Source organism: Ensifer sp. ENS10 (assembly GCF_014852025.1).
Classification (GTDB): domain Bacteria; phylum Pseudomonadota; class Alphaproteobacteria; order Rhizobiales; family Rhizobiaceae; genus Ensifer.
In genome coordinates, this window is the sequence record NZ_JACVAS010000004.1 from 326,859 (window position 1) to 347,572 (window position 20,714).

General features: G+C 62.8%; 15 protein-coding genes. 3 read left to right on the forward strand and 12 right to left on the reverse strand.

Features of this window, described 5'->3' with window-relative positions; genetic code table 11:
* From IB265_RS17350 to IB265_RS17365, 4 genes are all read right to left on the reverse strand, one after another.
* Nucleotides 1-867 carry a carbohydrate ABC transporter permease gene (locus IB265_RS17350; RefSeq protein ID WP_057251899.1) on the reverse strand — a complete coding sequence of 289 codons (867 nt, stop codon included), beginning with the start codon at nt 865-867 and terminating at the stop codon, nt 1-3.
* A gap of 4 nt (nt 868-871) precedes the next feature.
* Nucleotides 872-1,795 carry a carbohydrate ABC transporter permease gene (locus IB265_RS17355; RefSeq protein ID WP_057251900.1) on the reverse strand — a complete coding sequence of 308 codons (924 nt, stop codon included), beginning with the start codon at nt 1,793-1,795 and terminating at the stop codon, nt 872-874.
* 111 nt (nt 1,796-1,906) lie between these two features.
* A complete protein-coding gene (locus tag IB265_RS17360; protein WP_057251901.1) occupies nt 1,907-3,166 on the reverse strand; it encodes an ABC transporter substrate-binding protein in 1,260 nt (419 codons plus the stop codon).
* Between the two features lie 225 nt (nt 3,167-3,391).
* A complete protein-coding gene (locus IB265_RS17365; protein ID WP_162261307.1) occupies nt 3,392-4,885 on the reverse strand; it encodes a patatin-like phospholipase family protein in 1,494 nt (497 codons plus the stop codon).
* 292 nt (nt 4,886-5,177) lie between these two features.
* Here IB265_RS17365 and IB265_RS17370 point away from each other — a divergent pair, with 292 nt between their 5' ends.
* Nucleotides 5,178-5,852, forward strand: a complete 675-nt coding sequence (locus IB265_RS17370; RefSeq protein ID WP_057251903.1) for a response regulator transcription factor — start codon at nt 5,178-5,180, stop codon at nt 5,850-5,852.
* Nucleotides 5,849-7,210 carry a HAMP domain-containing sensor histidine kinase gene (locus IB265_RS17375; RefSeq protein WP_192494932.1) on the forward strand — a complete coding sequence of 454 codons (1,362 nt, stop codon included), beginning with the start codon at nt 5,849-5,851 and terminating at the stop codon, nt 7,208-7,210. Before IB265_RS17370 ends, IB265_RS17375 begins: the two co-directional genes overlap by 4 nt.
* 167 nt (nt 7,211-7,377) lie before the next feature.
* Here IB265_RS17375 and IB265_RS17380 read toward each other — a convergent pair whose 3' ends face one another.
* The 6 genes from IB265_RS17380 to IB265_RS17405 form a co-directional block, all read right to left on the reverse strand.
* Nucleotides 7,378-8,751 (reverse strand): alpha-glucosidase/alpha-galactosidase, encoded by a 1,374-nt coding sequence (locus IB265_RS17380; RefSeq protein ID WP_057251905.1) that lies wholly within the window; start codon nt 8,749-8,751, stop codon nt 7,378-7,380.
* Nucleotides 8,752-8,774: 23 nt separating this feature from the next.
* Nucleotides 8,775-10,448, reverse strand: coding sequence for an ABC transporter ATP-binding protein (locus IB265_RS17385; RefSeq protein WP_057251906.1), 1,674 nt, complete (start codon nt 10,446-10,448; stop codon nt 8,775-8,777).
* A 12-nt stretch (nt 10,449-10,460) separates the two neighbouring features.
* Nucleotides 10,461-11,588 carry an ABC transporter permease gene (locus IB265_RS17390; protein ID WP_057251907.1) on the reverse strand — a complete coding sequence of 376 codons (1,128 nt, stop codon included), beginning with the start codon at nt 11,586-11,588 and terminating at the stop codon, nt 10,461-10,463.
* Nucleotides 11,585-12,595 carry an ABC transporter permease gene (locus tag IB265_RS17395; RefSeq protein ID WP_058329707.1) on the reverse strand — a complete coding sequence of 337 codons (1,011 nt, stop codon included), beginning with the start codon at nt 12,593-12,595 and terminating at the stop codon, nt 11,585-11,587. Before IB265_RS17395 ends, IB265_RS17390 begins: the two co-directional genes overlap by 4 nt.
* Nucleotides 12,596-12,665: 70 nt before the next feature.
* Nucleotides 12,666-14,750, reverse strand: coding sequence for an ABC transporter substrate-binding protein (locus IB265_RS17400; RefSeq protein ID WP_057251909.1), 2,085 nt, complete (start codon nt 14,748-14,750; stop codon nt 12,666-12,668).
* 113 nt (nt 14,751-14,863) lie between these two features.
* A complete protein-coding gene (locus IB265_RS17405; RefSeq protein ID WP_057251910.1) occupies nt 14,864-16,330 on the reverse strand; it encodes an alpha-glucosidase/alpha-galactosidase in 1,467 nt (488 codons plus the stop codon).
* 190 nt (nt 16,331-16,520) lie between these two features.
* Between IB265_RS17405 and IB265_RS17410 the strand changes: the two genes are divergently transcribed.
* Nucleotides 16,521-17,456, forward strand: a complete 936-nt coding sequence (locus IB265_RS17410; protein WP_057251911.1) for an AraC family transcriptional regulator — start codon at nt 16,521-16,523, stop codon at nt 17,454-17,456.
* 64 nt (nt 17,457-17,520) lie between these two features.
* Here the strand turns inward: IB265_RS17410 and IB265_RS17415 are convergent, their stop codons facing one another.
* Together IB265_RS17415 and IB265_RS17420 are read right to left on the reverse strand one after the other, a co-directional pair.
* Nucleotides 17,521-19,740: a xanthine dehydrogenase family protein molybdopterin-binding subunit gene (locus tag IB265_RS17415; protein WP_112996273.1), complete on the reverse strand. Its 2,220-nt coding sequence runs from the start codon at nt 19,738-19,740 to the stop codon at nt 17,521-17,523.
* A complete protein-coding gene (locus IB265_RS17420; protein WP_057251913.1) occupies nt 19,737-20,714 on the reverse strand; it encodes a xanthine dehydrogenase family protein subunit M in 978 nt (325 codons plus the stop codon). Before IB265_RS17420 ends, IB265_RS17415 begins: the two co-directional genes overlap by 4 nt.

Here is a 20,714-nt window from a genome sequence, read left to right on the forward strand (position 1 = left end):
TCACCCCTTGACCGCCCCGAGAGACAGCCCCCGGACGAGATGCTTCTGAACGATGAAAGCGAAGATGACGATCGGCACGCAGGCCATGAAGCCGGCGGCGCTGATTTCCCCCCAATAGGTCTTGTACTGCGTCACCCGCCCGGCGATGCCGATCGGCAGCGTCTGCGACTGCTCGGTGAGCGTGATGATCAGGGAAAGCAGGAACTCGTTCCAGGAGATGATCAGGCAGAAGATGGCCGTCGCCGCAAGCCCGGGCCTGGCGAGCGGCAAAGCGACATGGAGGAAGGCGCCCCAGCGCGTGTCGCCGTCGACAATCGCCGCCTCTTCCAGTTCGACCGGCAGGTCCTGGAAATAGCTCTTCATCATCCAGGTGGCGAACGGCAGGTTGAAGGCTGTGTAGGCGATGATCAGCGCCGACTTCGTGTTGAGCATGTCGAAGTAGTTGAAGAACAGGTAGAGCGGGATGATGCTGACGATCGGCGGCATCATCCGCGTCGACAGTATCCAGAAGGAAATCTGCTTACGCCATTGCCAGGGATAGCTGAAGCGCGCCAGCGCATAACCCGCCATCGTACCAAAAACCACGGAAACGATGGTCGTGCCGGCCGCGACGAGGAAGCTGTTCAGCGCGTAACGCAGGAACGGTCGCTGAATGAAGGCTTCGTCATAGTGCTTCAATGTCGGGTTGCGCGGCAGCCATTCGGGCGGCACGGCGAAGATATCGATGTCGAACTTGAACGAGTTCGCGGCGATCCAATAGATCGGGAAAAGCGTGAACACCAAGGCGACGAGGATCGCCAGATAGGCGGACAGGCGGATGAGCCATTCTCTGGTGCGGCTGCGTGTGGGGAGGGTCGTCGTCGCCATATCGTCAATCCGCCAGCCGCATGCGTTTCATGAACCAGGTGCTGAGAACGATCGTCACGAACAGGACGAACAGCGATATCGCCGCCGCGTAGCCGGGATCGGCGAAGCGGTAGGCGACCTGGTAGATATAGAGGCTCAGAACCTTGGTGCGATCGGCGGGACCTCCTCCCGTCAGGATGAAGACGAGATCGAATAGGCGCAGCGCATCCATGACGCGCAGCAGCAAGGCAATGGCAATCACCGGTTTGAGGAACGGCAGCGTCAGGTCCCAGAACTGCCGCCAGGACGAGGCGCCATCGAGCGCGGCCGCCTCGTAGGGCTCGACCGGGAGACTTGCCAGCCCCGCCAGCATCAGAAGGAAGATGAAAGGCGTCCATTGCCAGACGTCGGCAACGATGATCGAAAACATCGCAAGGTTCACGTCGCCCGCCCAGGCCTGCAGTGGAAGGCCGAGACGGAACATGATTTCGTTGAGGACGCCAAACTGTGGCTCGTAGATGATCTTCCAGGTGATCGCGACGGCGATTGGCGGCAGCATCATCGGGATCATCAGCACAGTCTTCAAGAAGGTGAGCCGGCGAATGAACCGATCAAGAAGCAGCGCCAGGCCGAGACCGAGCACGAACTCCACTGACACGGAAACGATGGTAAAGACTGCAGTGTTGCGCAGCGCGGCGTGAAATTGTGCATCGGTCAAGAGCCGCGCAAAATTGCCTGGACCGACGAATTGCCAGGGCAGGTCGGGATTGGGGCTGATCTTGTGGACCGCCGCATAGAACATGTAGAGGCTGGGGAAGATCGTCAGCGCCAGAAGGATGAGCATGGTCGGCGCCAGCATCAGGTAGCGCAGGTGCCGCTCGGTCCAATGTTCGAGTGCGCCACCCAGTCGGAGCGACGCCGCCGGTATGCCTTTGCCGGGCTTCAACATCGATTTCTCCCGCAGGCGCTGTCCATACAGACCTCAAGTGCGACCCCACCGGACCGATGCCGGTGCGGCCGCGAGAGTAGGGTCTGTGGCCCCGCCGATATATGCCTCCGCCTATTTAAGGCCGGTGATTTCTTCGACCGCTGCCTGTGAGTTCTTCAGCGCTTCCTCGGGCGTGATCGTGCCCGCGACCACCTTGGAAAGCTCGATGCCGAAGGCATTTTCGATCTCCGGCCACTTCGGATGGCGCGGCCGTGGCGTCGAGGCCTGGATCGCCTCCATCAGCACCGGGTAGTGGCGGAATTTCTCCTGCTTGGTCAGTTCCGGGTCGGTAAAGACCGAGGTCCGCACCGGTGGGTTGCCGCGCTCGGCGGAGATCTTGATCTGCTCGGGCGAAGTCGCCCACAGCATGAAGTCGAAGGCTTCTTGCTTGTTCTTGGAGGCCGACATGATGCCCATGGTCCAATGGCCGATTTCCGAGCTGCCCGCTTTCGTGCCCGCCGGGATCGGGCTGTAGGAGATCTTGCCGACCATTTTCGATTGGCTCGGATCCTCGAAGGTCGCAACCCAGTTCGGCCAGTTGATTGACGAGGCGGCGGTGCCGGCGGCAAGCGCAGTGCCCACTTCGTTGGCGTTGTAGCTCTCGATCCCCTTTGGCGAAACGTCGCGGAGCGCCATGAAGGTCTTCATCGCGGCCGCGCCTTCCGGCGTGTCGATCGTCACCTTTGTGCGATCCGCGTTGAACATATCGGCGCCGTAGGACCAGAAGATCGGCATGAAGTCGGCCACGACCGGGTTACCCTGACCGCCGCGGAAGACATAACCGAAATAGCGGCCGCCGCCGTCCTTGGTCAGCGCCTGGCTCGCCTTCAAGACGTCATCCCAGGTCTTGGGAGCGTCGACGCCGGCTTCCTTGTACTTGGCGGCGTCATAGAAGAACATCTGGGCGTTTCCCACATAGGGCAGGCAAACATAGGGGCCGGTATTGTAAGGGTTGCGGCAGATCGCCAGCGACTTCGACAGGAAGTCGGTGTCCGGCCCCTCCAGGCCCGCTTTCTTGAAGTATGGTGTCAAATCCTCGAGATGTCCGTTCTCGGCGAAAAACGGAATCCACGGGTCATCCATCAGAATGATGTCGAATACGCCGGATTTGGTTGCCCCTGCATTGGCTCCCTGTTCGAAGACGTTGGCATAGGGCGCCTGCACGATCTCCACCTTCGTGCCCTTCATCTTCGAGTAGTCGTCGGCAGCAGCCCTAAGGCCGTCCCCCTCGCTGCTCGATGGCACGAGGACCGTGAAATCGGCCCAAGCGGCTCCGTTGATCGCAAGCGCGGACGCCGCGGCAGCCAAGATGAGAAACAATTTGCGAACCATCATACACCTCCCAATCCGAGTTTCGGTCAATGGTCGACTTTGCGGACGGCCTGACCTGGTCCGGCATGGTGGAGACACTGCCTCGACATCCACGAACGACTGAACTGCGAGATGAAACGGAGGCCGGCATCTCCTAAGCCGGCTGTTGCTCCCGCGATGAGTTTATCACATCGAAAGCCTTATTCAGAGAGGTTGTATTAGTATTTACTGTTATTTGAGATTGCCTCAGCGCCAATTCGACAAGGCGCTGATACGCCCATCCGTGGTGCCCCGCCTGATGCGGTCCAGGAATCGCTGGTATCCGGGATGTTCGATAAGCAGCCGCCGGCCGAGGCCCGACAGGAAATCGACATCCTTCGCATCCAATGTCAGTCTGTTGTGGAGCGTCATGATCCGCCGTGCCACCGGCGGGTCGACGATGTCGGTCAAGGCCAGCCGGACGACGTCGACATCGAGATCGCCGCAGTTCCGTTTCGCCCTCCCGTTACCGCAACGCCACTTCACGAACCTGTCGCGCCATGCCGGCAGATGATTGCGGAAGGCATCGAAACTCTGGAGATTGGGAATGTTGATCATCGCGTCGATGGCCGCGACAATCGCGTCCGGCGCCTTGGGGCTATCGACGGTTTTCGACAGATCCCCTCCGATCCGGGTCGAGGCATCCACGACGATGACGATCACGTGCCTCAAGCGCTGGGCCCGCTCCTCGGGAATGGGTTCGGGTGCAGACCGCACCATCAGATGCAACAGACTCTGTGTTCCGACGCCATCCACCAGACCGCCGTCGTAGAGCTTGAGGTAGTTCAGGTCTTTTGCTGTTTCGTATCGCCGAAGGGCGTCGGCGTACTCGCTTGCGACAAGCGAACCCGCTGCGCGTGATCCGGCAACCGGGGCAGCCTTTTCAGGCAGCGCCTCGCAACCCGTCCGGAAGTTCTGCAAGGTCAAGGGCGCAAAGACGACCGGGACGGCGGCCGAGGCCGCGACAGCATAGGCGAGCGGATAGTCGTCAAAATCGCTGCAAATGGCAGTGAAAGATTCACGGTCGAAGATGAACGGCGCGCGGTTGTAGAGGTCGGTCGCATGGATCACCAGGCGCGGATGGCCCGGGCGCGCCACCGTGCCGAGCGTTGCGCCCTTGAACAGGTTCGCATCAAGCCAGGCGGGCAAGCCGGACCGGTCGTTCACCCCGCCCTGATAGCCGCGCAGGATGTTCCCCGGCGAAAACGACAACCGGAGCGACGCCTCGACGTTTCGCCCGAGAAAGCGCTCGCGGAAGTCGGCGAGGCCTGGGCGGCCGTAAAGTGCGAAGTACGACGCAAGCACCGCCCCGCCAGAAACGCCGGCGACGACGGCAACCTCGTCCGCGAGCTTGCGTCCTCTTACCCCTGGCGATGGCGCCTCCGCCAGAGCCGACAGCACACCATAGCCGAACGCAGCCGAGCGGGCGCCGCCCCCGGAAAACGCAAGAATGATACCCGTGTCGTCGGCATCCGGCGTCGGTTGCTGCAGCGGGACGGCTCCGGTCGTCAATTCCAGCCGCCTGTTCGTCGGCGTCACGTCCGGGCCGACGCAGCCAGCCATGGCAAGCGCGAATGCCAGAACCGCGTACTGCAGAAGCCTTGAGGAATGGATCGCCGCAGCCCACCCCGTGGCTGGGTTGCGGCCGGGTCGATCTCCATGTGCGTGGCGCGAACGCCACCTTCGGTTCCCGATTTTCATGCGTCCTGATCCAGGCCCTTTGGCGATATCTCGCGGAACGCATGCCCACGAGCGATTGTCGCACAGCCTAAGGATCAACATTGAGACAGCATGTCATGCGCCGCGCTCGCAACGAATGATTGTGCAATGCTGGCGATCGGGATTAGCTTGCGGCATCCTACGGAAGGAACGCCCTCTTTGAAGATACCGATCGAACCAGCATTTGCCCCATAGGACGAATGACAGGTTCCCTCAATGAAGCGGCACTACGTTGCGCGCGCGTAACGACATTTGCACGAGGTGAAGCGCAATCATGCGGGTCTTGCTGGTCGAGGATGAGAAGGAACTCGCGGATGCGCTGAGGGCGGCGTTGAGCAATCACAGGATGATCGCGGATCATGCGCGCGACCTCGCCGAAGCGGCCTTGATCCTGCGCGATGCGGTCTACGATGTCATCGTGCTCGACCGCAAGCTTCCGGATGGTGACGGGCTCTCGCTCATCCCCAAGATACGGGCGCGCGGCAACAACGTGCCCGTGCTGGTGCTGACCGCACTCGACGACCTCGCCGACCGGGTTGCAGGGCTCGATGGTGGGGCCGACGATTACATCGGCAAACCCTTTGCCTTTGAGGAGCTGCTGGCGCGACTGCGGGCGTTGGCGCGGCGGCCGATCCCTGTGCAGTCCGACATAGTCACGGCCGGGCGCTTCTCCTTCGACCTCGCGCATTGCGAGGCAAGCGTGGCCGGCACATCGCTGAAAATGCCGCGGCGCGAGCTTCTGGTGCTCGAAACCCTCACCCGCCGCATGGGCCGGATGGTGCTGCGCGCCGCCTTGATGGAAGCGGTGTTCGGCCTCGACGACGAAATCCAGTCCAACGCACTCGACACCCATATCTCGCGCGTCCGCCGCAAGCTGCAGCAGGCGGACGCCGGCGTGATCATCAACGGCATCCGCGGCGTCGGCTACCTCTTGCGGGAAGGCTCATGAGCGGCAGCGCTTCGCATTCGTTCAAATGGCGTCTCGTCGGCTGGCTGGTGCTGTTCGAGACGGTCGCGACCCTGGTCGTGATCGCCATTGCCGTCGGTTTGCTCTGGGTGACCGGCTATCTCATTGACGGCTACGAGAACGGCAATGTCGACGTCTTAAAGGATGCCATCACCCGCAATCAGAACGGCGACCTCGTCCTTCAGGAAACGCCTGACTTGACCCGGTTGCGTCAGCAGGCGGGGAACATCTGGTTCATCGTGCGTGACAAGGAAGGCTCCGAAGGAGAGGTGCCCGACGCCTTCGCCTTTGCGACCGCCGGCCTCGAGCACATGAACGACGCCCGCTTCAGGCTTTCCCCGGACAAGAACGCGCGCCCGGAAGCCGTTGTCAAATGGCTCGAGTCCCCGGCCGGCAGCGTCCAGATATTCAGCGGCACAGAAGGGGAGCTGACCTTGAGCCGCCTTCTGCTCAGCACGACCGGCGCCTTCCTCACGATCTTCGTGCCGATGCTGCTGCTTCTGGCGTTTGCGACCGTGGTGGTCACGCCGATCGTCGTTCGCAGGATGCTGTCGGGCCTGTCACACGCCGCCTCGCATGCAGCGCATATCGAATATGACCAGCGCGGCATCCAGATGCCGGTCGCGGACGTTCCCTCGGAATTCCTGCCGCTGGTGACGGCGGTCAACGATGCGCTGGTGCGGCTTGATGACGGGTATACAAGACATAAGCGCTTTCTGGCGCAGGCGGCGCATGAACTGCGCACACCGGTCGCCATCCTCGGCGCCCGTATCGCGTCGCTTCCACCGGGACCGGACAAGACCCGACTCAACGAGGACGTGACGCGCCTTTCAATTCTGGCAGGCCAGTTGCTCGACCTCGAACGTCTCGATGCCCAAAAGGACGAGTTCAGGCCCGTCGATCTCGCAGCGCTTGCCGAGCGGGTGATCGTTGCGCTCGCACCACTTGCCTTCGGAGCGGGCTACGAGATGACCTTCGAGGCAGATCAACGCCCTGTCATGGTGACGGGGGACGAAGCATCGTTGGAGCGGGCGCTTACCAATCTCGTACAGAACGCCATCGACCATGGCGGTCGCCGGGGCACGATCACGGTTAAGGTCGACTCGCAAGGTTCGATCGATGTGTGCGACGACGGCGACGGAATACCGCGCAGCGAGACGGACAAGATATTCGAGCCGTTCCAGCGGCTGCGCAAGGACGGCAAGGGCGCCGGCCTTGGGCTCAATCTCGTGCAGAAAATCGCCCATCTGCACGGCGGTTACGTCGATGTCGCCCGCTCGGCGTCCGGCGGCGCTTGCATGCGCATTGTGCTGCCGCTTTCGCAAGGCGTTGAAGCCTAACTGGATGTTTCCTTTAATCGTCTCCGATCAAAGGACAAAAACATGCAGCAATTCAAAGTGCTACAGCGACCTTTGCGCGTCTGACAAGACGCGCGGCGCTGTAGTGAAAGGACAAGCCCCGGAACAGCAGTTCCGGGGCTCGATCGCAGCTTAGCCGGGAGAAAGAGCTAAGCCGCCTGGACCTTTTTCGAAACTCGCGCCCATTCCGGGATCCAGTCGCGATGGGCGACGAGCAGGTCGTCGACGAGCGACCAGATCTGGTCGAGGTCGAGTTCGGCCGCCGTGTGCGGGTCCATCATCGCGGCATGATAGAGGTGCTCACGGTTCTCGGTCACCAGCGCCTGGACCGTCAGTTCCTGAACGTTGATGTTGGTGCGGATCAGCGCCGTCAGCTGCGGCGGCAAGTCGCCGATGAAGGTCGGCTGGATGCCCGATGCGTCGACCAGGCAGGGAACTTCCGCGGCGCAGTTTGCCGGCAGCGAGGTGATGCAGCCGTTGTTGCGGAGGTTGCCGTAGATCACCGAGGGTTCGCCGGTCCAGACCGAGTTCATGATCGAGGAGGCATATTCGTGGCTCTCGGCCACTTCGATCGTCTCGGCTTCCTTGAAGGCTGCCGCCTGCCCCTTCCAGCGCTCGATCTGTTCGACGCAACGCTTCGGATATTCGTCGAGTGGAATGCCGAACTTCTCGATCAGATCCGGACGGCCGTCCTTGATGAAATAGGGCGTGTATTCGGCAAAGTGCTCCGAGCTTTCGGTGACAAAGTAACCGAGCCGCGTCAGCATCTCATAGCGAACCTTGTTGGGGCAGCGCGGGTTCCAGTGGCTGGGCTTCGGAAAACGTCCCTCGCGGTAGCCACGCACCAAATCCGGATAGAGATTGCGGAAGCTGCCGTCGGCCTGCTTGTGTTCGAACGTCAGATAGAAGGCCATGTGGTTGATGCCTGCGGCGCGGTAGCGGATCTCCGACACCGGGATATCGAGATCGCGCGCCAGTTCGAAGGCCGTGCCCTGGACGGAGTGGCAAAGGCCAACCTGGCGGATCGTCGGATACTTCTCGGCGATCGCCCAGGTGTTGATCGCCATCGGGTTGACGTATTGCAGCAGGATCGCGTTGGGGCAGACCTCGAGCATGTCCTCGCAGATCTTCCAGAGATGCGGCACGGTGCGCAAGCCCCGCATGATGCCGCCGACGCCGAGTGTGTCGGCGATCGTCTGGCGCAGGCCGTATTTCTTCGGAACCTCGAAATCGGTGACCGTGCAGGGCTCATAACCACCAATCTGGAAGGCGACGACGACGAAATCGGCACCTTCGAGCGCCTTGCGCTGGTTGGAATGGGTCTCGATCTTGGCTTTGACGCCGAGCGTGCGCACCAGCTTGCCGGCGACGATCTCGCTTTCACCAAGGCGCTGCGGGTTGACGTCCATCAGCGCGATCGTTGCGGCGGACAGGGACGGCCGCTGCAGCACGTCGCCGATGATGTTCTTCATGAAGACGGTGGATCCAGCGCCGATGAAGGTGATCTTGGGTTGTCTGGTCATGGATTGCCTCTGTTTTCTCGTGGTCATGCTGCCACATCGAAGGCGGCTTTAACGAGCCGTTCGGTGTAGGCGGTCTTGGGATTGGAAAGGATTTCGCTCACCGGCCCCTCCTCGACGATTTTGCCATGCTGCATCACCACCACCCGGTGGCAGAGCGCGCGCACGACCTTGAGGTCATGGGAGATGAACAGATAGCTCAAGCCCCGCTCGTCCTGCAGCTTGCGCAGGAGCTCGATGATCTGGGCCTGGACGGAGAGATCGAGCGCCGATGTCGGCTCGTCGAGCAGGATGAATTCCGGCTCGAGCGCAATGGCCCGAGCGATCGCGATGCGCTGGCGCTGGCCGCCGGAAAACTCATGCGGGAAGCGCGACAGGATGTTGCCCGGCATGCCGGCGGCGCTGAGCGCGTCCACCACCCGGTCGAGCCGCTCCTTGCGGTTTTGACCTATGCCGTTGACGACGAGCCCCTCCTCGATGATCTGGCCGATCGACATGCGCGGATTGAGCGAGGCGAAGGGATCCTGAAAGACGATCTGGATGCGCGAACGCAAGGGCCGCATCGCGGTCCGGTCCTTGTCGTGGATCGGGATACCGTCAAAGAAGACCTCGCCGCCATCGGCATTGATGAGACGGATCAGCGCCTGGCCGAAGGTCGTCTTGCCCGAGCCGGATTCGCCGACGAGCCCCAGCGTCTCATGCTTGCGCAGATTGAGGCTCAGCCTGTCGACGGCGACGAACTCGGAGAATTGCGGGCGAAACAGGCCACCCTTCTTCAGCGTGAAGCAGACCTTCACGTCCCGTCCATCAAGCATGATCGGCGCATTGTCGGGCAGCGGCTTGGCGGCACCCGACGGCTCCGAAGACAGCAGCCGTTTGGTATAGGCATGCAACGGGTTGGCGAAGAGCGCAGCCGTCGTGTTGTGCTCCTTCACCTCGCCATACTGCATCACATAGACGTAGTCGGAGAACTGCCGCACGACCGTCAGGTCGTGGGTGATCAGGATCACCGCCATGCCGAGTTCGCGCTGCAGGTCGCGGATCAGGTTGAGGATCTGCGCCTGCACGGTGACGTCGAGCGCCGTCGTCGGTTCGTCGGCGATGAGCACATCAGGATCGTTGGCGAGCGCCATGGCGATCATCACCCGCTGGCGCTGGCCGCCAGAAAGCTGGTGCGGATACTGATTGAGCCGCAGTTCCGGGTCCGGGATCCGCACGTGGCGCAGCAGTTCCAGTGCCCGCTCCATCGCCGCCCGGCGGCTGATCCTGCGGTGCGCCCGGATCGCCTCGATGATCTGCGTGCCGACCGTATAGACCGGGTTCAGCGAACTCATCGGCTCCTGGAAGATCATCGCCAGCCGATTGCCGCGCAAGGCGCGCCGCTCGCGCGGCGAGAACTTCAACACGTCCTTGCCGTCATAGTCGATGCGCGATTGCGGAGCGATGGTGGCGCGCTTGGAGAGAAGCCCCATGACGCTGCGCGCCGTCACCGATTTGCCCGAGCCGGACTCGCCGACAATGGCGATGGTTTCGCCACGGTAGAGCTGGAAGGACACGTCCTTCACCGCCTCCACCATGCCGTGTTCGACCTTGAAACGAACAGCGACATTGCGGGCGTCGATGATCGGCCGGCCGTTTCGTTCGGTAAGATCCTTGCGCTCGGCGGGCGCGGCTACGAGGACGTCGATTGTCTCAGTCATGAAGCGTCCTCCTCAATAGGGATCGATGGCGTCGCGCAGACCGTCGCCAAGCGCATTAAAGGCGAAGACTGTGACAAGCACGAAGGCGACGGGCGACAGGATCCAGGGATAGGACCCGATGACGGAATAGGTGGACGTGTCCTGCAGCATCAGTCCCCAGGAAATCAGCGGCGGCTTGACCGCAAAGCCGAGGAACCCGAGGAAGGATTCCAAGAGCACCACCTGCGGGATCGACAGCGTGACCGCGACGATCACATGGCTCATCACGTTCGGCAGGATGTGCTGGAAGATGATGCGCCGGTCGCTGGCACCGACGCCGATCGCCGCCCGCACATAGTCGATGCGGGCGAGTGCCAACGTCTTGCCGCGCACCTCGCGTGACATCTGCGCCCAGCCGAGCGCCGACATGACGATGATGACGAAGGCGAGGAAGACATTGGTCGGCGCCGTCACCGGGATCAGCGACGTCAGCGCCAGATAGAGCGGCAGTTGCGGGAAGGCGAGCACCAGCTCGACGAAGCGCTGGGTCCAGACGTCGAAGCGGCCACCAAAGTAACCCGACGCCATGCCGACGGTGGTGCCGACGAAGGTCACGATCGATACCACGATCAGCGCGATCATCAGCGAGATGCGCGATCCGACCAAAATTCGCGAGAGCACGTCGCGGCCGAACTTGTCGGTTCCGAGCAGATGCACCGGCGAACCATCGACCGCGCCAAAGAGATGCCGCTCGGCCGGGATCAGGCCGAAGAGGCGGTAGGGCGCGCCCTTGATGAAGAAGCCGAGGATCTGCGGATTGTCGTAATCGGGGCCGATGATCGGCTGAAAGGTGATCGGGTCAAGCTCCGTGCCCTCGCTCAGCGGGTAGCTGCGCGGCGGGAAGACGAAGTTGCCGTCCTTGTCGGCAAAGCTGATCGCCTGCGGCGGCGCGAAGGCGACACCCGTTGCCTTCGGATCGACCGGCGACAGGAAGTCGGCAAAGACCGCCATGAAGATCAGCAGGCCGACGAGGACCAGCCCGAGCATGCCCGTCCAGGAGCGTTTCAGCCGGCGCCAGACGAGCGCCTGGTAGCTTTCATTGTGCTGCTCGTGCTTGGGCTCGACAACGAGCGGAAGGGTTGTCTCAATCTCGACGGTCATGCCGGGGCTCCTCCCAGACGCACGCGCGGATCAAGTGCTGCGAGCAGCATGTCGGCGATGATGTTGCCGAGGATGAGGGTGGCCGACAGCACCAGCATGAAGGTGGCGGTGACATAAACGTCGCCCACCCACATCGAGCCGACGATGGCCGGACCGACGGTCGGCAGCGCGAAGATGATCGCGGTCTCGATCTCGCCCGTCAGCATATAGGGCAACACGACGCCCTGATACATGATCAGCGGGTGCAGGGCGTTCGGAACCGCGTGGCGCATGACCACGGCCCCTTCACTGAGGCCCTTCGCCCGGGCGGTTTCGACATATTGCGCGTTCAGCGTGTCGAGCAGATTGCCGCGCATCACCCGCATATTGTAGGCGAGCCCGCCAAAGGTGGCGATCGCCACGACCGGCCAGACATGTTTGACGAGGTCGACGAACTTGTCCCAGGACCAGGGCGCGCCGCCGTAGCGGGCCGAGTGGAAGCTGTTGATTTCGCTGACATTGAAGTGGAAGACGAGGATATAGACGATGATCAGCGCCATCAGGAAGCGCGGCACCGTCATGCCGAGAAAGGCAACCGTCGAAAGCAGGCTGTCGATCCAGGAATATTGCCGGGTGGCGGCGATAATGCCGAAGGAAATGCCGATCACCGACGCGAGGATGTGGCAGACCAGCGCCAGCGCCAGCGTGCGCGGCAGGCGCTCGCCGACGACGTCGGCAACCGGCTTGTTGTAGTAGAGGCTGTGGCCGAAATCGCCACGCGTCAGGATGCCGGTCATCCAGTTGACGTATTGCACCGCCATCGGCTGATCGAGCCCATGCTCCTTGCGATAGGCCTGGGCCTGGGCTTCCGCTTCCTCGTAGGACGCGCCGCCCTGGTTGATCAGCTGCGAGCGGATGTAATCGCTATAGTCTCCGGGCGGGGCCTGGATGATGGCGAAGGTCGCTACGCTGAGGACAAGCAGCACCGGAATGGCAGAGGCGATGCGGACAAGCAGAAACCTGAACATGCCGTTTCCTTCTGTCGGTTGGGGTGATGGGAGCGCTCCTCCGGCCTGCGACCGGAGGAGCTGCGTGGCATCAGTTGCTGAGGCCCTTCTCGCCGGGCTTGCCCGGAAGCTGTTCAGCAAAGAGCTCGAAGTCACCCTGCTTGTCCGCGGGCACGAAGAGGCGTTCGCGCATGATCGTGTCCTCCGCCCAGTTGAACATGAAGATCGGAGCGCCGGTCGGAACGTTGGCGAAGCGCTTGTTGATAATCAGCGCCCCCGGGTATTCGGTAAGCCCGATCGTATCGAGGTTTGTTGTCGCGATCTTCTGATATTGCTTCATCAGTGCGACACGCTCTGCATTGTCGTTGCTGGCGATGAACTTGTTGATGGTATCGACAAGCTCCTGCTCGAACGGCATCAGATCGACCTGTCCACCCTCCGGCGCGCGGTGATGCCAGCTAGTGCGCGGACCCGTTGCGCCAAGCTGCGGCGTGTTCTGCACGACGGACGCATATTCCGGGCCGTTTCGGTGAACCATCCAGTCGAAGCGGCCGGCATAGTTCGTCGCATCGCGCTGTTTGCCGTCGAGCGAATTCAGCACGACCCGAAGGCCGAGCTTTTCCATCTGCCCGATGATGCCTTCGGCGAGGTTGCGGTCTGTCGCGTAGCTGTTGTCGATCAGAAGCACGATCTCGACGTCTTGACCGCCGGCCTTTCCGGTCGGGAAGTTGACGAAGCCGTTGCCGTCCGTGTCCTTGAGTCCCGCTTTTTCGATCAGAGCCTTCGCGCCATCGAGGTCAAAGGGATAATAGACGGTCGACTCCCGGTCATAGAAGCTGGTGCCAGAGGAAAGCCCGCCCGGATAAATCGCGGTGAAGGGACCCTTGACCAATGCTTCGCCGAGCTTCTTGCGATCGACCGCCATGGTCACCGCCTTGCGGAAATCCTCGTTGCGGTTGAGTTCGCGCACGGCCTGAGCCCGCTCGTCCGGCTCGCCCCAGCCATTGGCCGAGAAGTTCATGTGCAGATTGTAGCCGATGAGGCGCGGGCCGAAGGCAAGCCGAGCGGGCGCCGTGTCCTGGGCGGCGCGCTTCAGCGACTCGACGAAGTTTTCCGGCTGCTCCAGGTTGGAAAGATCGGCGGAACCGGCGATCGCCTGCACGTCGCGGTCGGCCCAGGTCGAGAGCTTGTAGTGCAGCTCGTTGACATAGGGCAGCTGGTTACCGGCCTCGTCCACCTTCCAGTAGTAGGGGTTGCGGCGGAGCACGATGATGTCGTCGGGGCGGTAGGCGACCGGCACCCAGGCGCCCATGACCGGGATGTTCATATATTCCGGCGGGAAGGCGTTCTTGTACTGGTCGTAGGTCGTGCCGGCATACTTCGGATGTTTGGCTTTGAGAATATGCGACGGGCCGGGGCAGAAGGTGCCATAGGCCATGGCATAGAGATGCTGACGCGGGAAGGCCTCCTTGAAGGTCCACTCGACGGTGTATTGGTCGATCTTTTTCAGCGTCGTTCCGACGCCGAAGGTCTCGGGCGTCGCGCCGTTCAGCGGAGATACATTCGGGTCGAGGACATTGTCGTCCCAGTAGAACATCACGTCATCGGCGTCGAAGAGGTCGCCGTCCGACCATTTCGCACCCTCGACGAGATGCATCGTCAGCTTGTGGCCGTCGGCCGACCAGTCCCAGCTCCTGGCAAGGTTTGGCAGCGGCTCGACGTCGTTCGCTTCCACCTGGAAGAGTGGTGCGGTGCGGGTCAGGCATTCCGACATGCCGATGTCGATGCCGCCCCAGCCCTGGCTCTGGCCGGCCGAGTAGTTCCAGCCTTCCGGGCGGCCGCCGATCACGTGGCGCAGCGTGTCGCCATAGACGCCGACGCCATCGGGCATGTTGCCGGTCTTGAAGACCATCGGCTCCTTCGGCAGGCGCTCGGCAACCGGCGGCAGCTTGCCGGCCTTGACGTATTTTTCGGTGACCCAGGCCGGCTCCTTGTATTCCGGCAGCGCCTTGAACTCGGCAATCGAGTCGCGCGGCACATAGGTGATCTTGCCCTGGGCCGGGAATGGCGGCTGCTCGGGCACGACTGATGGATCGGAGGCCGCCGCGTTAAGCGCGAAGGTCGAGATGCCGACGAGCAGCAGGCTCGCCATTTTCGTCAGTCTGTGGCTGGTCATTGGCTCAGATTCTCCCTCTTTTCGCCGCGCCGAAGCGTGGCCTCCTCCTTGAAAGTCTGCAGTTGTGGCAGCGCATGCCCGCGTCTCCTCACGCGGGCATGCGCTGCAATCGGTCAGCCGGCGGCGCGGGCCGCCTGCCGTTCGGCACGCAGTTCGTCGAGCGAACGCACCTGGCGCCGCGCGGCACCGTTCCAGTCGCGGGTCTTGACCGTGGCGCGGCTGAGGCGCTCCTTCGCGCCGTCGATGGCGTGGGCGTATTGCGGCAGCCACTGGCCTTGAGCGACCACCATCTCGTCGACCATCTGCCAGACCTCCTCCGGCGTGCAGATCGCACCGACCAGCGGATCGTGCAGCATTGCGAGCTTCAAAAGGTCGAGATCGCCCGTAACAGCCGCATGCACCGACATCCGCTGCACGTTGATGGAGGAAAGGCAGGTGGCGGCACAGGCTTCCGGAAGCGTGATGCCCGAGACCATGTTGATGCCGAAGCGGTCGACGAAACCGGGGGATTCGATGATCGCATCAGCCGGCAAGTTGGTAATGACACCTGAATTCTTGACGTTGAAGTGGCCGCGATAGACACGCCCCGTCTCAAGCGCTTCCAGAATGTGGCTCGCATGTTCGTTCGAGCGCTTCTGGTGATCGAGCGGTTTTCCGGCGGCTTCCAGGAATTGCGGAAACTCGGTCTCGAACCAGTTGCGGGTTTCCGTCGAATACCTGAGATAGCCGCCGGTTTCGCCGTGGATCCAGTCCGACATGTCGATCCATCGGCTGATCTCTTCCGGGCGCTTGCGGTACCAGGGAAGATATTCGGAGAGATGGCCGTTGCTCTCGGTCGAGTAGACGCCGAAGCGCTTCAACACGTCGATGCGGAGCTTCTCCTGTTGCGAAAACACCGGGTGCGCCTCGAAGGCGGCGACGAGTTCGTCCTTGCCTATTCTGCGGCCCTTGAGCCTGACGTCGACGAACCAGGTCTGGTGGTTGATACCGGAGCAGATGTAGTCGAGTTCACCCTCGCCGGCGTTAAGGATTTCGGCGATCTGCTCGCCGCCGTGCTGGACGCCATGGCAGAGACCGACCGTGTCGACCTTGCCGTATTCGATCGCCGCCCAGGTGTTCATCGCCATCGGGTTGGCATAGTTCAGGAACCTGGCACCCGGTTCTGCGACCGCGCGGATGTCCTTGCAGAAATCGAGAATGACGGGGATGTTGCGCTGGCCGTAGAGGATGCCGCCGGCGCAGATCGTATCGCCGACGCATTGGTCGACGCCGTATTTCAGCGGAATGCGGATGTCGTCGGCATAGGCTTCCAGACCGCCGACGCGAACGCAGCTGATGATGTAGCGGGCGCCTTCCAGCGCCTTCAGCCGATCGGTCGTCGCCGTCACCTTCGTCGGCAGGCGGTTGACCTCGACGATCCGGTCGAGGATCGCCTTGATCATCTCCAGATTGCGGGCGCTGAGATCTGTCAGCGCCACCTCGATATCGCGCAGTTCCGGCACGGCGAGAATGTCGGTGAACAGTTTCTTGGTGAAGCCGATGCTGCCGGCGCCGATGATGGCGATCTTGAAACTTGCCATGCCCTTTTCACTCCTCCTGGACTGCGCGCTCTCAAGCGAAGGGTAAAATTAATTCAAAAATCCTGACCCGCCGCCTGTGCAACCTGACCGCGGATCCGTCTTTCCATTCGATTACAAGAGCCGACTGTTGCGCGATTGGCCGTCATTATGTGTATAATCGCCGACCCCGCCAGAGCGGTATTGTGCTTTCATGGGTAATTTTATGCTGCACGATTTGATCAATAATGGCCCGATCATGCGAACGGTTTCGCTGCCGCGGGGGCGCCAGAGCCTGCACACGATGCCTACCAGCACCGGCTATGAAGTCCGCACCAATGCCACCTATGACTGGGACGGGCGGAAGCGCGGCAATACGCCGTTCACGGTGCTGCAGCACACGATCGCGGGTGCTGGAAACCTGCGCTACGAGAACCGGACCTATCGGGTGCGCGAGGGCGAGACGCTGCTTTTGCTCGTGCCGCACAATCATCGCTACTGGCTGGAAGACGGCGGGCGCTGGGAGTTCTTCTGGATCTCGATGAACGGCGACGAAGCCTTGCGCGTCCATCGCGCGATCCTCGCCGTCACCGGCCCGGTTTTGAAGCTGCAGCCGGAAACGATCGAGCATCTGGCTGACTGCAGCCTGCGGCTGATCCGCGGCGGCGAGACGCCCGGACGCGCTTCCGCGATCGCCTATGAGGCGGCGATGGCGCTTTATGACGACGTCTTCGGCTCGCACCCGGTGTTCAGCCATGAGCACAGGACGATGCACCGCGTCGTCGACTACATCATGAACAACCTGCAGAGCCCGCTCCCGGTGGAGGAACTGGCGCGCGTCTCGGGCTTGAGTCGCGCGCATTTTTCGCGCGTCTTTGCCGCCAGCGAAGGCATGGCGCCAGCGGAATATGTTTTGCAGAAGCGATTGCAGCGCGCCGTGAAGCTTTTGACAAAGACGGCGAGCCTGCAGGTCAAGGAGGTGGCGATCCTCTCAGGCTTCGAAGACCCCAACTACTTCGCCAAGGTCTTCCGCCGGTCCTTCGGCCTGAGCCCGACCGAGTTCCGCACGACCGGCATGTATGCCAGCGTCGCCGCCGGCTCCGTCGAAGAGCCATCCGAGGACATTGGCGATAGGGCGCCATCGGACTAACGCCCCCCCGCAGACGCGGCGGCACCGGGTTTCAGCGCTGGTACCACCGCGCAGAGAAGCAATCTTACGCCGTCAACACGTCCTCGATGTGGATCGGCAGCGAGCGAACCCGCGTCCCCGTCGCATGGAACACCGCATTGGCAATGGCAGGTGCCGTTCCGACCAGGGCAATTTCGCCGAGGCCTTTGACGCCGAGGGCGTTGACGTGCGGGTCGACCTCGTCGACGAAATGCGCGTCGAGCTCGGGGATGTCGAGGTTCACCGGCATGAGATAGTCGGCCATATGGGCGTTGACCGGCCGGCCATCACGGCTATCCAGAACCGTGCGTTCCATCAGGGCCATGCCCATGCCGCCGATCATGCCGCCGGTGCACTGGCTGCGGGCGAGAAGCGGATTGACGACCCGACCAATGCCATAGGCGCCGACGATGCGGCGCACACGGATGGTGCCGACATCCGGATCGACAGCGACCTCGGCAAAGACGGCACCGAAGGAATGCATCGAATAGCGCTCGGCAACCTCAGGATCGCGCTGGGCCGAACCGTCCGCCTCGATCGGCGCGCCGGCTTTGGCGACGATCTCGCGATAGCTGATGCCCGTCGTTTCGCCGCGGCGCCGCAGCCGCCCGTCGCTCCACTCGAGTTCCCCGGCCGCAACATTGTAGAGCGGCGACGCAGAATCGGCCGTGGCGAGACGCGAGACCTGCGCCTGCGCCTCGATGCAAGCCGCCTGGATGGCCGACCCGACCGAAGCCATGGTCCAGGAACCGCCATGCGATGGGGTCTGCGGGTAGCTTGACCGGCCGAGCCGGAAGCGGATCCGTTCCGGTGGCAGCCCAAGCGTCTCGGCGGCAACCTGGGTCATGGACGTATAGGTCCCCGGCCCCATATCGCTCGCAGCCGCCTCGACCTCGACCGTGCCGTCGGCAAGCAGCCGCACCCGGGCGTTGGCCGGCGCATGGAACGCCGGGTAGGTGGCGGTGGCCGCGCCCATGCCGATCAGCAGCCGCCCGTCACGCATCGAGCGCGGTTCGGGCGTGCGCCGGGCCCAGCCGAAACGCTCGGCACCGAGCGCGTAACATTGCATCAGCGAGCGGCTCGAGAACGGTTTGTTTTCCGCTTCGTCCTTCTCGGGCTCGTTGCGGCGCCGAAGCTCGATCGGGTCGATGCCGAGCTTGTAGGACAGCTCGTCCATCGCGCTTTCGAGCGCGAAGATGCCGCTCGCCTCTCCCGGCCCGCGCATGTGATTGGGTGTGCCGGTGTCGAGTTCGGTCAGCCGGTACTGGGTGCGTACGTTCGGGCACGAATAGAGGTAATCCGTGACTGCGGTCAGCGCCTCCATGAACTGCTCGTAACGGCTGGTCTCGCCGGTGCCTTCGTGAACAACACCGGTGAGCTTGCCGTCGTTGGTGGCGCCCAGCGCCACGCGCTGAAGCGTGCGCGGCCGGTGGCCGGTGGTGAAGAACATCTGCTTGCGGGTGAGCACGAGCTTCACCGGCTTGCCGACCTGACGGGCGGCGAGTGCCGCCAGCGTCACATGCGGCCATGTCCTGAGGCTCGTTCCAAAGGCACCGCCGATAAAGGGACAGATCACCTCGATGTTTTCGACCGGCATGCCGAAGACTGCAGCGATCTCCGCCTGCTCGTTGACGAGATACTGGCTCTTGCTCCACAGCGTCAGCCGGTCGCCGCTCCAGGCGGCGATGGTTGCGTGTGGCTCCATCGGATTGTGGTTTTCCCGCGCCATCTCATAGGTGGCATCGAGGGTGACAGGCGCTCCTGCCACCGCTTTGTCGGCGTCGCCGCGCGCCCGGTCGGGAGACACGCGTCCGCGTGTATCGGGGACAATGCTCTCCGCCTTCGGATCCATCGGGTCGACGAGCGGCGGCCGCGCCTCATAGGTCACGCGGAGTGCTGTGGCGGCGCGCTCGGCATGATCGAGCGTGTCGGCAACGACGAGCGCAACCGGCTGGCCATAGAAGCGCACGGTATCGTCCTGCAACACGTGCAGCCGCTCGCCGGTCGCGGGGTCGATGCCGGCCTTGTGCGGCAGATAGGCCAGCTTCTCCGCATTGCGGTGTGTGATGAGCGCGACGACGCCGGGCATGCGCTCGACCTCGGCAGCCTGAATTCCGGTGATGCGGCCAAGACCGACGGTGGCGCTGACGATCACCGCGTAGAGTTGACCCGGCTGGTTGAAATCGGCGGCATAGCGCGCCCGACCCGTAACCTTGGCCCGGCCGTCGACGCGGGTCATTGGTTTTCCAATGGTGCTGACGGTCATGCGACTTCTCCTGCCATTTCGAGTGCCCGGACGATCGTCCGCGGCAAGAGTTCGACCTTGAAGTGATTGTGCTGCAACGGCCGCGCGCCCTGTGTTGCCAGATGCGCCGCTGCCTCGAATGCCGGCCTTTCCAAACGCTTGCCGACGAGGGCCGCTTCGCAATCGCGCAGGCGCCAGGGTCTCGTCCCGACGCCGCCGACGGCAAGGCGAGCCTCGCGGATCACGCCGCCTTCGACCGAAAGTGCAGCGGCAGCCGAAACGAGGGCAAATTCATAGGAGGCGCGGTCACGAACCTTGAGATAGCGCGCACGGCGACTGTACGGCCCTCCGGGCACACGCAGTTCGACGATCAGCTCACCGGGCAGCAACGTGTGCTCGAGATGCGGCGTATCTCCGGGTAGCCGGAAGAGTTCTTCGATCGGAAAGCTGCGTTCGCCCTCAGGCCCCCGCACCCGCATCGTCGCATCGAGCGCCACCAGTGCGACGGCGACGTCGGAGGGATGCGTCGCAACGCAGTGCTCGCTGGTGCCGAGGATCGCGTGACCGGCGTTCAATCCGTCGATGGCGGCGCAGCCGGAGCCGGGCGTGCGCTTGTTACAGCCGGCGTCCAGCATGCGGAAATAGGGACAGCGCACCCGTTGCAGCATGTTGCCGCCCATCGACGCCATGTTGCGCAGTTGCGGCGAGGCGCCCTCAATCAAGCTTTCGGCGATCAATGGCTGCAGCCGTTGGACGTTGCGATCGGCCGCGACTTCGGACATGCGAGCCAGCGCGCCGATGACGAGGTCGTCGCCCTCAACGCGGATACCGCCAAGCGGTAGCGCGTTGATGTCGACGAGCCGTTCCGGGCGCTCGACCTCTTCGCGCATCAGGTCGACGAGCGTGGTGCCGCCGGCAATGTAGCGCGCGCCGCCGGCGGCCGCCGCAATCGCCGCTTCGGCACTCTCAGGTTTTTCCATCGTGAAAGGAAGCAT

Excerpts from the sequence above, each read along its gene's own strand:
- IB265_RS17350 (WP_057251899.1), bottom strand. The coding sequence starts at position 867 with ATGGCGACGACGACCCTCCCCACACGCAGCCGCACCAGAGAATGGCTC.
- IB265_RS17355 (WP_057251900.1), bottom strand. The coding sequence starts at position 1,795 with ATGTTGAAGCCCGGCAAAGGCATACCGGCGGCGTCGCTCCGACTGGGT.
- IB265_RS17360 (WP_057251901.1), bottom strand. The coding sequence starts at position 3,166 with ATGGTTCGCAAATTGTTTCTCATCTTGGCTGCCGCGGCGTCCGCGCTT.
- IB265_RS17365 (WP_162261307.1), bottom strand. The coding sequence starts at position 4,885 with ATGAAAATCGGGAACCGAAGGTGGCGTTCGCGCCACGCACATGGAGAT.
- IB265_RS17370 (WP_057251903.1), top strand. The coding sequence starts at position 5,178 with ATGCGGGTCTTGCTGGTCGAGGATGAGAAGGAACTCGCGGATGCGCTG.
- IB265_RS17375 (WP_192494932.1), top strand. The coding sequence starts at position 5,849 with ATGAGCGGCAGCGCTTCGCATTCGTTCAAATGGCGTCTCGTCGGCTGG.
- IB265_RS17380 (WP_057251905.1), bottom strand. The coding sequence starts at position 8,751 with ATGACCAGACAACCCAAGATCACCTTCATCGGCGCTGGATCCACCGTC.
- IB265_RS17385 (WP_057251906.1), bottom strand. The coding sequence starts at position 10,448 with ATGACTGAGACAATCGACGTCCTCGTAGCCGCGCCCGCCGAGCGCAAG.
- IB265_RS17390 (WP_057251907.1), bottom strand. The coding sequence starts at position 11,588 with ATGACCGTCGAGATTGAGACAACCCTTCCGCTCGTTGTCGAGCCCAAG.
- IB265_RS17395 (WP_058329707.1), bottom strand. The coding sequence starts at position 12,595 with ATGTTCAGGTTTCTGCTTGTCCGCATCGCCTCTGCCATTCCGGTGCTG.
- IB265_RS17400 (WP_057251909.1), bottom strand. The coding sequence starts at position 14,750 with ATGACCAGCCACAGACTGACGAAAATGGCGAGCCTGCTGCTCGTCGGC.
- IB265_RS17405 (WP_057251910.1), bottom strand. The coding sequence starts at position 16,330 with ATGGCAAGTTTCAAGATCGCCATCATCGGCGCCGGCAGCATCGGCTTC.
- IB265_RS17410 (WP_057251911.1), top strand. The coding sequence starts at position 16,521 with ATGGGTAATTTTATGCTGCACGATTTGATCAATAATGGCCCGATCATG.
- IB265_RS17415 (WP_112996273.1), bottom strand. The coding sequence starts at position 19,740 with ATGACCGTCAGCACCATTGGAAAACCAATGACCCGCGTCGACGGCCGG.
- IB265_RS17420 (WP_057251913.1), bottom strand. The coding sequence starts at position 20,714 with ATGCTTCCTTTCACGATGGAAAAACCTGAGAGTGCCGAAGCGGCGATT.